We start from the raw sequence: 13,132 nt of genomic DNA on the forward strand, positions 1-13,132 counted from the left end.
TGCGCGTGGGCGACGGCCCCCCCGCGCCGCCCCTGCGGGCCCGGGCGCCCCGTCCCCCCCCCGCCCCCTGAGAGCCCGGGGGACGACTGGCGCCCGCCCCGTCGTCGAACGACGGGGCGGCCTCCTGTGGGGGGTCGTACGGGGGCTCAGTGCCCGCCGGACGCGAGGAACCAGATACCGACCGCGCACGCGGCGAGCACCGCGCCGAAGCAGACCACCGCACCCGCGAGACGCAGGCCCGTGGGGCGCGCCGTCGTCGGGCCGGTCTCCGTGCCCGACGGCGCACCCTCCACCGCGAGCGCCGCACCCTGCGACGGGGAGAGCAGGCGGACGCCCAGCGCGAACAGCGCAGGCAGGCCCGCACCGACGATCGCCCCGGCGACCACGACCTGGAGCAGGGCGTCGAAGTGGATGAACTCGCTCATGCGTGGACTCCCTCACGGGCGGTGGTGGTCGGGGCGGCGGCGTTCGCGGCCGTGGTCGCGGCGATCGTGGCCTCGGCCTCGGCCGTGACCTCGACGGCGACGGCCGTGAAGGACTCGGCGGCGTCGACCACAGCGGTCTCGCCCTCGCCGTCCCACTCGTCGTTGACGTTCGACGCGTCGACCGGCTTGCGGCGCGAGGCGACCCAGATCGCGGTCGAGACGCCGATGAGGATCGTGAAGACCGCGACGGTCCCACCGACGCCGCCGATGACGTCCTGCAGCCAGAAGCACAGCGCGCCGACGATGCCTGCGGCCGGCAGCGTCAGGCCCCAGGCAGCGAGCATCTTGCCCGCGACGCCCCAGCGGACCTTCGCGCCCGGCATGCCGACGCCCGAGCCGAGGATCGAGCCGGTCGCGACGTGCGTCGTCGACAGCGAGAAGCCGAAGTGGCTCGAGAGGAGGATGACCGCGGCCGAGGAGGTCTCGGCGGCCATGCCCTGGCGCGAGTCGATCTCGACCAGGCCCTTGCCGAGCGTGCGGATGACGCGCCAGCCGCCCAGGTAGGTGCCCAGCGCCATGAAGAAGGCGCAGGACAGGACGACCCAGAACGGGACGCCGGAGTCGGACGGGACGGCGCCGCCCGCGATGAGCGCGAGCAGGATGATGCCCATCGACTTCTGCGCGTCGTTGGTGCCGTGCGCGAGCGAGACGAGCGAGGCGGAGCCGATCTGGCCCCAGCGGAACCCGCGGCTCGTCGTGTCCTGCGGCAGGTCCTTCGTGATGCGCGCGACCAGGAAGGTGCCGAGAGCGGCGACCCCGATCGCGATCACGGGAGCGAGCAGGGCGGGGATCATCACCTTGGACAGGACACCGGTCCACAGGACCCCGCTCGTCCCGACCGCAGCCAGGACCGAGCCCACGACGCCGCCGATGAGGGCGTGCGACGAGCTCGACGGGATACCCAGCAACCAGGTCAGCAGGTTCCAGGTGATACCGCCCACCAGGCCGGCGAGCACCACCTCGAGGGTGATGACGTTCGCGTCCACGATCCCCTTGGCGATGGTCGCCGCCACGGCCAGGGACAGGAACGCCCCGACGAGGTTGAGGACTGCAGACAGCGCGACGGCGGTCTTGGGCTTGAGGGCACGTGTGGCGATGGACGTGGCCATCGCGTTGCCGGTGTCGTGGAAGCCGTTCGTGAAGTCGAAGGCCAGGGCCGTCACCACCACGAGCGCGAGCAGGATCGTCTCGGTCACGTACTCCATGGTGGACGCTGGGTGACAGCGGTCTGAACCAAGTCGGCGACTTTTCGGCGACTGTTCACCTGGTGTTCATCTGACGTTCGAAGGCCCTTCGAAAGTGCTCTGCGGGCGCCGCCTGGCGGGCAGGAACGGCTCGACATCCGGACGGTTCCTGGCCCTCGTCGTCGACCCTGCGGGCCGTCGGCGTCGAACCCGAGGCCGCGAGGCGACGAGGGCCGGCAGCCTGGCCGACCTCGGGTTCGACAGCCACGATCAGGCCGTGGCCTGCACCTTCTGCAGGATCTCCTCGGCGTCGTCGAGGTTGTCGAGGCCCCACAGGAACGACGACGTCGCGGAAGCCTTCACGTTGGGCAGCGCGAGCCCGTCCGTCACGGCCGGGAGCGACGTCCACAGCCCGTTGGCCTCCATGCGTGGGAGCTGCTCGGTGTCCACGACCAGCACGACGTCGGCGTTCGAGAGCTTCTCGAGCTGCTCGTCGGGGAGCCAGACGAACGAGTCGTCGGTGGACTCGCCGTCCGTGGTCTCACGGAACGTCGCACCGAGGTCGACCCAGACCGGGGTGGGCCACGACCCCGGCAGGTAGGCCGACCATGTGGCCTCGGTCGGGTGGAGCGCGAGGACCGCGAACCGGCGCCCGTCGAGGACGTCGCGGTAGGCGGTGGAGATCTCGGCCACCCGTGCGTCGTAGTCGGCCTTCTGGGCCGTCACCTCGTCGAGCCTGTTCGCGGCGTCGGCGATGCTCAGGGCCCGCTCGGACCACGAGCCGGACAGGTCGACGTTGAAGATCGGCGCGATCGTGGCCAGGCGCTCGATCGTCTCGGGGTCGGAGAACTGCGAGTCCACGATGATGAGGTCGGGCGCCAGGTCGAGCACCTTCTCGACGTTGATCTCGGCGTACGTGCTGACCGCCGGGACGTCGCCGAGCGCGTCGAAGTACCTGTTCGGGCGCGCGGCCGGGTTGGGCTCGTCGATCCCGGACATGACGCCGACGGGGACGATCCCGACGTCCACCAGGACGCTCGACGAGAAGAAGTCGGTCGAGACGATGCGCTGCGGGTCGACCGGCACCTCGACGGCCCCGAGGGCGTCCTGGACGGTGCGCGTCTCGCCGGGCACGGTGTCGGGGGTCGCGTCGCCGTCGGGGCTCGAGCAGGCCGCGAGGGCCAGCACGAGCGCGAGCGCGGCGGCGACGCCGGACCCGACGGTGCGACGGGTCGAGCGAGCGCGCGAGCCGTCCGGTGCGGTCGGGGCGTCGGGGCCGACGGGGCCGGAGACGCGGGGCGCGGAGATGCGCATGGAGGTCCTTTCGGGAGGTCGACAGCACGGCCAATTGATGAGGGAAGCCTTGCCTTACTTCAACCTACCGATGCCGGACAGCGATATGTTGTCGCTCTGTGACGGTTTCTGTCACGCGTGGCCGATCCGAAGGACGCCCCGGCCGACGAGGCCCGGGGCGCCCGCGGGCTACGGCCGCTCGGACCGGAAGTACGCGCCGGGCGTCTGCCCGACGAGGGACCGGAAGTGCCCGATGAAGGTGCTCGGGCTCGCGTACCCCAGACGCCGGGCCACCGCCGTCACGGGGACGCCCGAGCCCAGGAGGACCAAGGACGCCCGCACCCTGGCGTTGATGCGCCACTGCGTGAGGCTCGACCCGGTCTCGGCGACGAAGTCGCGCGAGAGCCGACGCGGGCTCGTCCCGACCCGCTCGGCCCAGCGCTCGGTCGAGAGGTCGTCGGCCGGGTCGTCGACGATCGCCTGGGCGACGACCAGGAGCCGTGGGCTCACGGGCATCCGGAGGTCGACCTGCGCGGTGCTGACGGGATGGAGCGTGTCGACGAGCACGCGTTGCAGCCGCTGCCGCTGCTCGTCGGGCATGACCGTCGCGGCGTTGTAGTGCAGCAACTCGCGAGCCGCCGGATGCAGGTCGACCGCGACGACTGCCCGCGGCAGGTGCGGGGCCGCGTCGTGCCGGAAGTACGTGCCGAGCACGGTCGAGTCCGCCGACACGTGGAGGGTGTGGACGGTCCCCGCGGGGATCCACACCCCCAGGTGCGCGGGGACCGTCCAGTGGCCGCCGTCGGCCGAGACGCGCAGGACGCCGCCGTCGGACCAGACGAGCTCGTCGTCAGCATGGGTCGCGTCCCGCCACGACCGTTCGGTCAGCGTGGTGTACCGCCGGGTCGTGAGGAGGAAGCTGCCGCGCCAGGCGCTCGGCTGCGCGACGTGGCGGGCCTCGCCGTCGGGCTCCGGGGCCGTCTCCCGGACACCTGCCGTCGGACGCGGCGGCACTGACGAGGACATGGCGGCATCGTAGCGAGGCCCGCCCGCTCACCCCTCGCGCCCCTCCAGGACCGCGAGGTAGTGCGGGTTCTCCATGACGCCGAGCACGTTCCCGAACGGGTCGACGACGGCCGCGGTCACGAACCCGCCGTCGCCCTGCGGGGTGACGGACTGGTACTCGGTGCCGCCGAGCGCGAGCAGCCGCGCGTACGTGGCGCGGACGTCGTCGACGTGCCAGTAGACGACCGCTCCGCCGGGCGCCGTGGCGGCTCCCGCGGGCGCGTACGAGCGGTCGATGATCCCGAGCTCGTGCTGGTAGTCGCCCACCCGGAACTCGACGTACGCGGCCGGGGCCGGCGCGGGCGGCATGACGTAGTACGGGTCGACGCCGAGCACCTCGGTGTACCAGGCGACCGCCGCGGGGACGTCGTCGGACCAGAAGCTCACGGTCGTCAGGCCGCGCGGGGTCGTGGCGGCGGTGCGGGCGGTGGTCGCGCTCGGGGTCGTGCCGGTCGTGTCGCTCATCGTCGTGCTCCTCGTGCCGTGCGGTCCAGCAGCGGTTCGTGCTGATGCCTCCCACGCTACGGAGGATTGTGGAACGTGCGATTCCTCGACGCCTGCGAGGATCGAGGGATGCTGGACACCTCGGTACGGCTCCTGCGGCTGCTGTCGCTGCTGCAGGTGCGGCGCGAGTGGTCGGGCGCCGACCTCGCGGCGCGCCTCGACGTCACGACGCGCACTGTGCGCAACGACGTCGAGCGCCTGCGCCTGCTCGGCTACGAGGTGCGCTCGCGCACCGGGCCCGCGGGCGGCTACCGCCTCGCGGCGGGCTCCGAGCTGCCGCCGCTCCTGCTCGACGACGACGAGGCCGTCGCGGTCGCCGTCGGCCTCCAGGCGGCGGCCGCGGGGTCGGTCACGGGCATCGAGGAGACGTCGGTGCGGGCTCTGGCCAAGCTCGAGCAGTCGATGCCGTCGCGGTTGCGGCACCGCGTCGACGCGCTGCGCCGGGCGACCGTGTCGGCCGCGGCGGGCGGCCCGACGGTCGACGCCGAGGTCCTCACCACGGCCTCGACCGCGATCGCTCGCAGCGAGCGCCTCCGCTTCGACTACGTCGGGCGCGACGGCTCGGCGACCCTGCGCGACGTCGAGCCGCACCGCCTCGTCTACACGGGCCGCCGCTGGTACCTGCTCGCGTGGGACACCGCGCGCGAGGACTGGCGGACGTTCCGCGCCGACCGCATGAGCCCGCGCACGCCGGGCGGGCCACGCTTCGCCCCGCGCGAGCCTCCCGAGCCCGACGTCGCACGGCACGTCGTGCGCGGCGTCGGGTCGACCGCGTGGCGCCACCGGCCGCGCATCCGTTTCCTCGCGCCCGCGACGGAGATCGCGGCGCGCGTCACCCCGACCGCGGGCATCCTCACAGGGTCCGACGACGGCACGTGCGTCCTGGAGACCGGCTCGGACTCGCTGCTCGACGTCGCGGGCTTCCTCGCGACGGTCGACGCCCCGTTCGAGGTGCTCGACCCGCCCGAGCTGCGCGAGGTGCTGCGCCGCCTCGCCGACCTCTACGCGGCAGGAGCGCGCGAACCGTCGGGCGGTGCCGGCGCGCCGTAGTCGGCTACCCCGCGGGCCGCATGAGGGGCGGGTTGAGCACGGCGGGCACGGATGCGGGCGCCTCGTCCTGCCCGACGGCGTCGCGCGCCTCGAAAGGGTGCCGCGCCTCGGGCGCGAGCCGGTAGAGCGCGGCGGGTCGGCCCGTCCCGCCCGAGGTCGACTCTCCCGTCTCGACGAGGAACCCCGGGGTGCCGACCGCCTTGCGGTGGAAGTTGCGGGGGTCGAGGCGGGTGCCCCACACGGCCTCGTAGACCGCGCGGAGCTGCGCGATCGTGAACTCGGGGCCGCAGAAGGCGGTCGCGAGCGTCGAGTACTCGAGCTTGGCGCGGGCGCGCTCGACGCCGTCGCGCAGGATGCGGTGGTGGTCGAACGCGAGGCCGTCCGTGTCCGCGAGCACCTCCTCGACCGGGTACCAGCCGACCTGCGCGGCGTCGCTGCCTGCGGTGGGCAGGCCGTAGGTGGGTGCGAGCAGGAGGTGCGCGACGGTCAGCACGGGGCCGCGCGGGTCGCGGCCGAGCGGGCCGTAGGTGCGGAGCTGTTCGAGATGGCCGGGGACCGCGACGCCGGTCTCCTCGGCGAGCTCGCGGGCTGCGGCCTGCGGCAGGGACTCGTCGGGCAGGACGAACCCGCCCGGGAGTGCGAGCCGGTCCTGGAAGGGGTCGAGGAGCCGGGTCACGAGCAGGGCCTGGAGGGTGCCGTCGCGGACGGTGAGCGCGACGACGTCGACCGTGACGGGGATCCGGGCGGCCGAGGGCGGGGTCTCCAGGTGCTCGCTCATGCCCCCACCCTACCCCCTTATCGTCAGGTTGACGCTAAAGATGGTCCAGGCTTATCGTCAGAGTGACATAAACGACCACGACGGACGGAGCCTCCCATGGCCACCATCAAGCGCTACCCCTGGCTGCGACACTTCCTCGGCAGCCCCACGGGCGCCGTGATCCACCTCAGGGCGGGACACGTCGCGCACCACGGGATCGGCCAGGCGTTCTGGTTCCGCCCCGGCACCTCGGTCCTCAGCGAGGTCCCGGTCGACGACCAGGAGCTGCCCGTCCTCTTCCACGCCACGACGCGCGACCACCAGGACGTCACGGTCCAGGTCAACGTGACCTACCGGTTCGCGGACCCGGCCGTCGTCTCGCAGCGGCTCGACTTCGGGATCGACCCCGACACCGGGGCCGCCACGACCACGGGTCGCGACCAGGTCGCGACGATCATCGGCCAGCTCGCGCAGAGCCACGCGATCGACCACCTCGCCGCAGTCCCCCTGACGACCGCTCTCGAGCAGGGCGTGAGCCAGGTCCGGGCGCAGCTCGTGGGGGCGCTCGGGTCGGACGCGCGGCTGGCCTCGACCGGCATCGAGGTCCTCGGGGTCCACGTGCTCGCCGTCCGACCCGACGGCGACGTCGAGCGCGCCCTCCAGACCCCGCTGCGCGAGCACGTCCAGGCGGAGGCCGACCGGTCGACGTACGAGCGGCGGGCGCTGGCCGTCGAGCGCGAGCGCACCATCTCGGAGAACGAGCTCGCGAGCCAGATCGAGCTCGCGACCCGTCGGGAGCGGCTCGTCGCGCAGGAGGGCGCCAACCTCCGGCGCGAGGCCGAGGAGACCGCCGCGGCGGCGCTCGTCGAGGCCAGGGCCGCGGCCGAGCGGCGGGACCTCACGTCGGCCGCGCAGGCCGAGGAGATCCGCCGGCTCGGCGAGGCGAACAACGCGAAGTTCCGGACCGTCATGGACGTGTACGAGGGCATGGACCGGTCGACGATCCTCGCGGTCGCGATGCGCGACCTCGCCGGGGCTCTGCCCAAAATCGGCAGCCTGACCATCACGCCGGACCTGCTCAGCGGAGCGCTCGCCGCGTTCACCGGAGCGGGGGCCGTGGGCGGCCCGGTCACCGGGGCGACCGCCCCCAGCCGGGGAGCCTGACGTGCCCCTCCAGCGACGCGTGGTCGTCGTGCACCGGCGGACCGAGCTCGACGAGCTCCTCGACCGGCACGCGACCAGAGGTCAGGCCGAGTTCTTCCTCCGCACGCGGGGCCGCACGCTCGCGGCGGTCCAGGAGCGGCACGACGCCGTGAGCGAGGCCCGCGCCCGGGTCGCCTCCGCGATCCCCGAGGGGTGGCGGCGGGCCGACGTCGAGCGCGCCGACCTCGGCCGGTTCCTCGTCGCCCCCGAGGACGTCGTGGTCGTGGTCGGTCAGGACGGGCTCGTCGCGAACGTCGCGAAGTACCTCACGCACCAGCCCGTGCTGGGCGTCGACCCCGAGCCGGGCACCAACGCGGGCGCGCTCGTCCGGCTCGACGTCACCGCGGCCGTGCGTCTCCTGACCCGGGCGGGGAGGGTCGGGAGCACGCCCGGCGGCACAGGCCCTGGCAACCCCAGGCCCGACGGCGCCACGCCCCTCGACGACCTCGGCTGGCGGACCGAGGACCTCACGACGGTCGTGGCGCACCTCGACGACGGGCAGCACCTGTCCGCGCTCAACGAGGTCTTCGTGGGGCACCCGTCGCACCAGTCGGCGCGGTACCGGATCGCTGCCGACGGGCCGGGCGGTGGCCGAGGCGCAGGCGGGGAGCGCGGGGGCCGCGACGAGCGAGGTGCGGTGGGTGGTCGCGGGTCGGTGCCCGGGTCCGTCCGGAGGGAGCGGCAGTCGTCATCGGGCGTGATCGTCGCGACCGGGGCCGGGGCCACGGGCTGGTGCGCGTCGATCGCGCGCGAGCGCGGCGGGCGACGTCTCCCCGCGCCCACGGACCCCCTCCTCGCCTGGTTCGTGCGCGAGGCGTGGCCGTCGCCCGCGACGGGCGCGGACCTGACCGAGGGGCTGCTCGACGCGAGCGGCGAGCTCCGGCTCACGGTCGAGTCGGACCAGCTCGTGGTCTTCGGCGACGGCGTCGAGTCGGACCGGCTCGTCGCGACCTGGGGCCAGGAGATCGCGGTGCGCGTCGGGGAGGACCGGTTGCGGCTGGTGATCGGGTGACCTGGTCGTCGGCCGACCTGGTCGTCGGGTGACCTGGTCGTCGGGTGACCTGGTCGTCGGGTGACCTGGCCGTCGGGTGACCTGGCCGTCGCCGGGTGACCTGGCCGTCGCCGGGCGGGACTGCCCGAGGTCCGTCATGGTGGAGCGATGACGACGTATTCCGGGACGAAGGAGTTCGAGGGCGCGACCTTCGTCAGGGCCAGCTTCAAGGGCGCCACCCTGCGGTTCTCCGACGTGAGCGGCGTGACGATGCGCGCCGTCGACGTGGACGGGCTCGACATCGACAGCCACGACCTGTTCTTCGGCAGCCTGGTCGTCAACGGGATCGACGTGGTGCCGTACGTGGACGCCGAGCTCAACCGGCAGTTCCCCGGCCGCGAGCTGCAGAAGGCGCAGACCGTCGACGGGCTGCGCGAGGGGTGGGTCGCCGTGCAGGCCGCGTGGCAGGAGACCGTCGACGGCACGCCGCCGGACCTGGTCGACGCCCACGTCGAGGACGAATGGTCCATAGCCCAGACCCTGCGGCACCTCGTCCTGGCGACCGACGCCTGGCTCCGCGGCGGGATCCTGCGGATGGGGCAGCCGTTCCACGAGATCGGGCAGATCTTCACCGGCGCCGACCGGATGGGCTTCGACATGTCGATCTTCCGCGCGCAGCCACCCGAGTACGAGGAGATCCTCGCCGTGCGGGCCGAGCGACAAGGACTGGTGACCGAGTTCCTCGCCACGGCCACCCCCGAGCTGCTCGCGGAGGAGCGCGACGACCCGTGGGGCGGCGAGGACTGGCACCCCAGCGTCGGGGACTGCGTGCGCGTGATCCTGGAGGAGGAATGGGCGCACCTGCGCTACGTCCGACGAGATCTCGCCCTGCTGCGTGAGGCCCGGCCCACGTCGGCGTGAGGCTCCGGGCCTGGCGGGTCCGAGAGGCCACTCCTGCCGTCTTGGCCCCGTCGCCTGCGAGCGGTGTGCCACGCGGCGATGAGTTCCGCCTCGCACCACGGTCGGACCCGGGAGCGAAGGAACGAGAAAAGCCCCCGTGCTGGAACAGGTTGCGCAGAGCGCGCTAGTCCATCGGAGCGAACTGCTCCAGAACAACAGCGTCGTCGCACAAGGCCGGACCGGGCGTTCTGCTCGTCGAACCCGGGATCACCGATCCGGCCACAAACCTGCGACACCCCACAGCCAAAGCAATCAGCACCCAAAAAGAACAGGAAAAATCACTAACTCGCCCGCGGCCAACCGGCCTTTTCAAGTTCGGTAACCGTGTCACCAACAAGATACTTCAAGACGCGACCAGCGTCCCAGCCATCGGGCTCCAACCCTAACGGAAGACGCCAATGAATACGATCACGCAAAGGGGACGGCTGGTAGACGTTCAGGTGCAGAGCTGGGGATTGTCTCGTGTCATAATCGTATCGCGCTACGCAGACCGCGTCCTTCCCGGCATCCAAACACAAAGAGTATGGGTCATTACCAACATTCAATCCGGCAGAGCTCTCGAAGTGAACGTACCGAGAGGGATCGATCGGGTCAGAATGGTATCTCCAGTACCCGGTCAGAAACCAATCGCCCTCAAGGGCGCATTCAAAATTTACCTGATCGATATATGCCGCCGCGAACGGCTCTGAACCGTGTGGATGCTTGATCTGTACGCGAGCGTTCCAGATCTCCAACGCTTGGAGCGACTGGCGGACTGCCCGGCGCTGGTCCTCCGCAGCCTTCTCAACGCCCGAGATCTTTCCCATCAAGCGCGCCGAACGACTTCATCGACAACGATCGAACGAAGATCGCTACTAATCTCAAGAATGTCGAAAACCAAGTCGTCAACAGCACGCCGTGCAGACCACCATGCCTGCGCCCGTTCGACGGCACCTTCCAAAGACAACGTGAGCAGGACCGCATCAGCCGCACGAGCGAGACTCTGCCAGCCGACATTGTCCAAATCCGGCCATGGGAGGCGCCGCAAATGGCCTTCAAGGATCTCCACAGTCTCATCTGCTCTTGGCTCGCCAGCCCCCCGCAGCCACCACTGAGCGAATGCGCTATTAAAGTATGCGACCATTCCAAGCAACTTCTCAATCGTGGGGTCACCAACTGCGACCGCGAACGCACCAGCCGTACCCTTTGGCGCAACCACGTCACCCACCGGGTCCGAAGCAGCGCATGGCTCTAGCCCGAACGCCCGAACCAGAACCTTGGGCCCCAGCCACGTGTCGATCTTTCCGAGTTGCGTATTCGCGGGACGCCCACCAAGCGCCGCAATAACACCATCCAGCGCCCGCCCACGCACTGAATTGGCCGGAAATGGGACGACGATACGACGCTCGACATCGGCAGCGACACGGAATGGCAACACGTCGGGCCCTTTGACAAACTTCGGCAGCACATCAAGCGGGATTCGGTAGCCGCGAACGACCGCTGACCGCCGGTTCAGACGCTCTGGCTCAACTACGAATCGCTTGTTCGCACCCGACTGGATGCCGGACGCGATCGTGATGCCTTCGACGGCTCCCAATTCGCACCATCGGGCGCCAATGTGAGATTGCAAACTGTTCCAACGTAGTTCAAAAGCAGACCACGACGGCGCGTTATCCAGAACCTCTCTCGCCACGATCGATTGACGGGTTATCTGTCTACGGGTCTCCGGATCAAGCAGAAGCGATGCATCCACCCGAGAGTCCCGCACGTCTTCCACATGGACAATAGGTTTGGGCTGACCGCCGAAAGTTACCAGGGCGACGTAAGCAGAGACGCTCGGGAACAAGCGTGCACCACGGTAGTCCTGGAGGGTGCGAAGACCGCGGATGGTCATAAGGCGACGAACAGCCGATCCGGTAAGACCAGTTAGGGCCTTCCGAGGCAAAACGAATCCGGCCATTCCTCCATCATCCAGAAGGCGCGCGGAAAGTTCAACAAAGTAGTAGGCAAGATCGGCGCCCCATTCATGCGTTTGAGAGAACTCTGCGCGTACACCCTGACGATACTGTGCCGTCGAACGGGAAGCTCGGGTCTTTTGTGCACCGAAAGGAGGGTTCGCCAGGATAACTTGGAATCGACCTTCTCGGATCACCTCAGCCCATGGGACACCTCCAACCAACGGGGCGCCCGGAGGCGAAAGTAGCGAGTCGCCAAGGAGAAGATTGCTGCCCATGGCAGGAAGGCTGCTGTCACCCCCTAGGTCGGCCTCTTCGTAAAGCGCAACCTGAGCAAGCATGAGCGCTGATTCATCTTGATCGGCGCCGAATATGCTGCAGGCCAAGAGCTCGCGGCGCTCTCCCTGCGACAGCGCACTGCCCTTTCTCGCCCCGAAGTACTCGCGCAACACACGGTACGACGCCAATAAAAAGGCGCCCGAACCGCACGCGGGGTCCAACACCCTTACCTGCGACGGACTTTCTGGCGCATTTTCCTCAAGCCACGGTTCCAGAGTCGCTCGGGCCAACTCCATTGCGATCGCAGTGGGGGTGTAGAAAGAGGCGCGCTGACTGCGGTCGTCAGTCTCGTTGACGACAGGGAAAAGAGTCCCTTCGTCGTGATCAATGGCTGGTCTCTTTCCGAGATAGGACTCGTACAGGCGGCCCGATACGTCGTTCGGTGTCAGTTGAAAATCGAGATGCAGTCGCTGCCAGGGTTCCGTGAGCGCCTCAATGGTGGCACGCAGGGCCGCAGGAGGTATTACCTCGATTGGCAGAGCTTCCCGCGTGAACAGTTCCGAACGCAGCGTCCTTGAATAGTGCCGAACTATTCTCGCAAGAGACTCTTGCAGGTCAGAAGCCTCAAGCACGGTCGAAACACGGGCTAGGCTTTCGTCGGGATGGCGGTCTTCGATAAAGCGGATGAATAGCAACTGGTGGAACAGGCGCATCACCCTTAGATCGTCCGCACTACCATCACTCTCAATGGCGCGCTCAGAGACGACGGCGGCGCGCAACCGAGCAAGCGCTTGTCCCAAATTCTGCGCGAGGTCCGGCTGCTGCTTGCCCAGTCCAGTTCGAAAGCTCACTGGCTCATCGTTGACGATACTTGACGGGGAGAGCAGTTCCAATAGATTTGCGGTCGCCGCCAGATTACTGCTGCTCTCTTGCACCAGCGGGGAGTCGCCAGGGAGCGACGTCCAATAGGTCGTCTGATGCAGTTGCACGCGCTCGGGCGTCCAAATCAATGTGTACGGGGCCTCGCTGCTATATCCCATGCTCATGGGGCCCATCACGGCGCCAGCATCTCCGGCGTGGACTTGCGGCGCGTCGCCACCGACAATCAGTATTTTCGGCTGACCACCGAGTTGCGCGATCACGACCCCGTCACGCTTAGTGTCCCTCTCCAGGGAGCTGGAAGGCCACCCCACGCTTATAAGGGCACCCGCGAGAGCGTCGATGCTTGGCTCGCGCGTAGCAGCGCGAGCAGACTGCATGATGTCAGCCATGCTGCTCATTGCGGCGTACTCTCCCGATCCAGCGCCTATTGCTCGGTGGACACGCTGCCCTCCGAGATGCATCTGCTACCGTACATTGCAGTTGAGGCTCCGCCAAGTTTCTTGCCCTCTCGGCGTGTCGTAGCGCGCGGGTACTGGCGCCCCAGA

11 protein-coding genes are annotated in these 13,132 nt (G+C 69.5%); 4 read left to right on the plus strand and 7 right to left on the minus strand.

What is annotated here, in order from left to right; translation table 11 throughout:
* Window positions 1–146: 146 nt before the first annotated feature.
* From ACFVQ3_RS08455 to ACFVQ3_RS08475, 5 genes are all read right to left on the minus strand, one after another.
* Complete coding sequence (locus ACFVQ3_RS08455) at window positions 147–425, minus strand: hypothetical protein (protein ID WP_387637455.1); 279 nt, start codon at window positions 423–425, stop codon at window positions 147–149.
* Window positions 422–1,681 carry an anion permease gene (locus tag ACFVQ3_RS08460; protein WP_387637458.1) on the minus strand — a complete coding sequence of 420 codons (1,260 nt, stop codon included), beginning with the start codon at window positions 1,679–1,681 and terminating at the stop codon, window positions 422–424. The genes ACFVQ3_RS08455 and ACFVQ3_RS08460 overlap by 4 nt, the downstream gene beginning before the upstream one ends.
* Before the next feature lie 258 nt (window positions 1,682–1,939).
* Window positions 1,940–2,983 carry an ABC transporter substrate-binding protein gene (locus ACFVQ3_RS08465; protein ID WP_387637460.1) on the minus strand — a complete coding sequence of 348 codons (1,044 nt, stop codon included), beginning with the start codon at window positions 2,981–2,983 and terminating at the stop codon, window positions 1,940–1,942.
* Between the two features lie 168 nt (window positions 2,984–3,151).
* On the minus strand, window positions 3,152–3,988 hold the full coding sequence (locus tag ACFVQ3_RS08470) for a helix-turn-helix domain-containing protein (protein WP_387637462.1): 837 nt from the start codon (window positions 3,986–3,988) through the stop codon (window positions 3,152–3,154).
* Window positions 3,989–4,015: 27 nt separating this feature from the next.
* Window positions 4,016–4,492, minus strand: a complete 477-nt coding sequence (locus tag ACFVQ3_RS08475; RefSeq protein ID WP_387637464.1) for a VOC family protein — start codon at window positions 4,490–4,492, stop codon at window positions 4,016–4,018.
* A gap of 108 nt (window positions 4,493–4,600) precedes the next feature.
* Here ACFVQ3_RS08475 and ACFVQ3_RS08480 point away from each other — a divergent pair, with 108 nt between their 5' ends.
* Window positions 4,601–5,581: a helix-turn-helix transcriptional regulator gene (locus ACFVQ3_RS08480; protein ID WP_387637466.1), complete on the plus strand. Its 981-nt coding sequence runs from the start codon at window positions 4,601–4,603 to the stop codon at window positions 5,579–5,581.
* 4 nt (window positions 5,582–5,585) lie between these two features.
* Here ACFVQ3_RS08480 and ACFVQ3_RS08485 read toward each other — a convergent pair whose 3' ends face one another.
* On the minus strand, window positions 5,586–6,359 hold the full coding sequence (locus ACFVQ3_RS08485; protein ID WP_387637469.1) for an NUDIX domain-containing protein: 774 nt from the start codon (window positions 6,357–6,359) through the stop codon (window positions 5,586–5,588).
* A 96-nt stretch (window positions 6,360–6,455) separates the two neighbouring features.
* Between ACFVQ3_RS08485 and ACFVQ3_RS08490 the strand changes: the two genes are divergently transcribed.
* From ACFVQ3_RS08490 to ACFVQ3_RS08500, 3 genes are all read left to right on the plus strand, one after another.
* Entirely contained in the window at window positions 6,456–7,502 is a 1,047-nt protein-coding gene (locus ACFVQ3_RS08490; protein ID WP_387637472.1) for an SPFH domain-containing protein, read from the plus strand.
* 1 nt (window position 7,503) lies between these two features.
* Entirely contained in the window at window positions 7,504–8,553 is a 1,050-nt protein-coding gene (locus ACFVQ3_RS08495; protein ID WP_387637475.1) for a hypothetical protein, read from the plus strand.
* 147 nt (window positions 8,554–8,700) lie between these two features.
* Window positions 8,701–9,453, plus strand: a complete 753-nt coding sequence (locus tag ACFVQ3_RS08500; protein WP_387637478.1) for a DinB family protein — start codon at window positions 8,701–8,703, stop codon at window positions 9,451–9,453.
* 844 nt (window positions 9,454–10,297) lie between these two features.
* On the opposite strand, the gene ACFVQ3_RS08505 is transcribed toward ACFVQ3_RS08500, so the two are convergent.
* Entirely contained in the window at window positions 10,298–12,976 is a 2,679-nt protein-coding gene (locus ACFVQ3_RS08505; RefSeq protein ID WP_387637480.1) for a class I SAM-dependent DNA methyltransferase, read from the minus strand.
* Window positions 12,977–13,132 lie beyond the last annotated feature (156 nt).

Source organism: Oerskovia sp. NPDC057915 (genome assembly GCF_042887685.1).
Classification (GTDB): Bacteria; Actinomycetota; Actinomycetes; order Actinomycetales; family Cellulomonadaceae; genus Oerskovia.

Coding starts and splice junctions, on each gene's coding strand:
- ACFVQ3_RS08500 (WP_387637478.1), top strand. CDS start 8,701: ATGACGACGTATTCCGGGACGAAGGAGTTCGAGGGCGCGACCTTCGTC.
- ACFVQ3_RS08475 (WP_387637464.1), bottom strand. CDS start 4,492: ATGAGCGACACGACCGGCACGACCCCGAGCGCGACCACCGCCCGCACC.
- ACFVQ3_RS08485 (WP_387637469.1), bottom strand. CDS start 6,359: ATGAGCGAGCACCTGGAGACCCCGCCCTCGGCCGCCCGGATCCCCGTC.
- ACFVQ3_RS08480 (WP_387637466.1), top strand. CDS start 4,601: ATGCTGGACACCTCGGTACGGCTCCTGCGGCTGCTGTCGCTGCTGCAG.
- ACFVQ3_RS08490 (WP_387637472.1), top strand. CDS start 6,456: ATGGCCACCATCAAGCGCTACCCCTGGCTGCGACACTTCCTCGGCAGC.
- ACFVQ3_RS08455 (WP_387637455.1), bottom strand. CDS start 425: ATGAGCGAGTTCATCCACTTCGACGCCCTGCTCCAGGTCGTGGTCGCC.
- ACFVQ3_RS08470 (WP_387637462.1), bottom strand. CDS start 3,988: ATGTCCTCGTCAGTGCCGCCGCGTCCGACGGCAGGTGTCCGGGAGACG.
- ACFVQ3_RS08505 (WP_387637480.1), bottom strand. CDS start 12,976: ATGGCTGACATCATGCAGTCTGCTCGCGCTGCTACGCGCGAGCCAAGC.
- ACFVQ3_RS08465 (WP_387637460.1), bottom strand. CDS start 2,983: ATGCGCATCTCCGCGCCCCGCGTCTCCGGCCCCGTCGGCCCCGACGCC.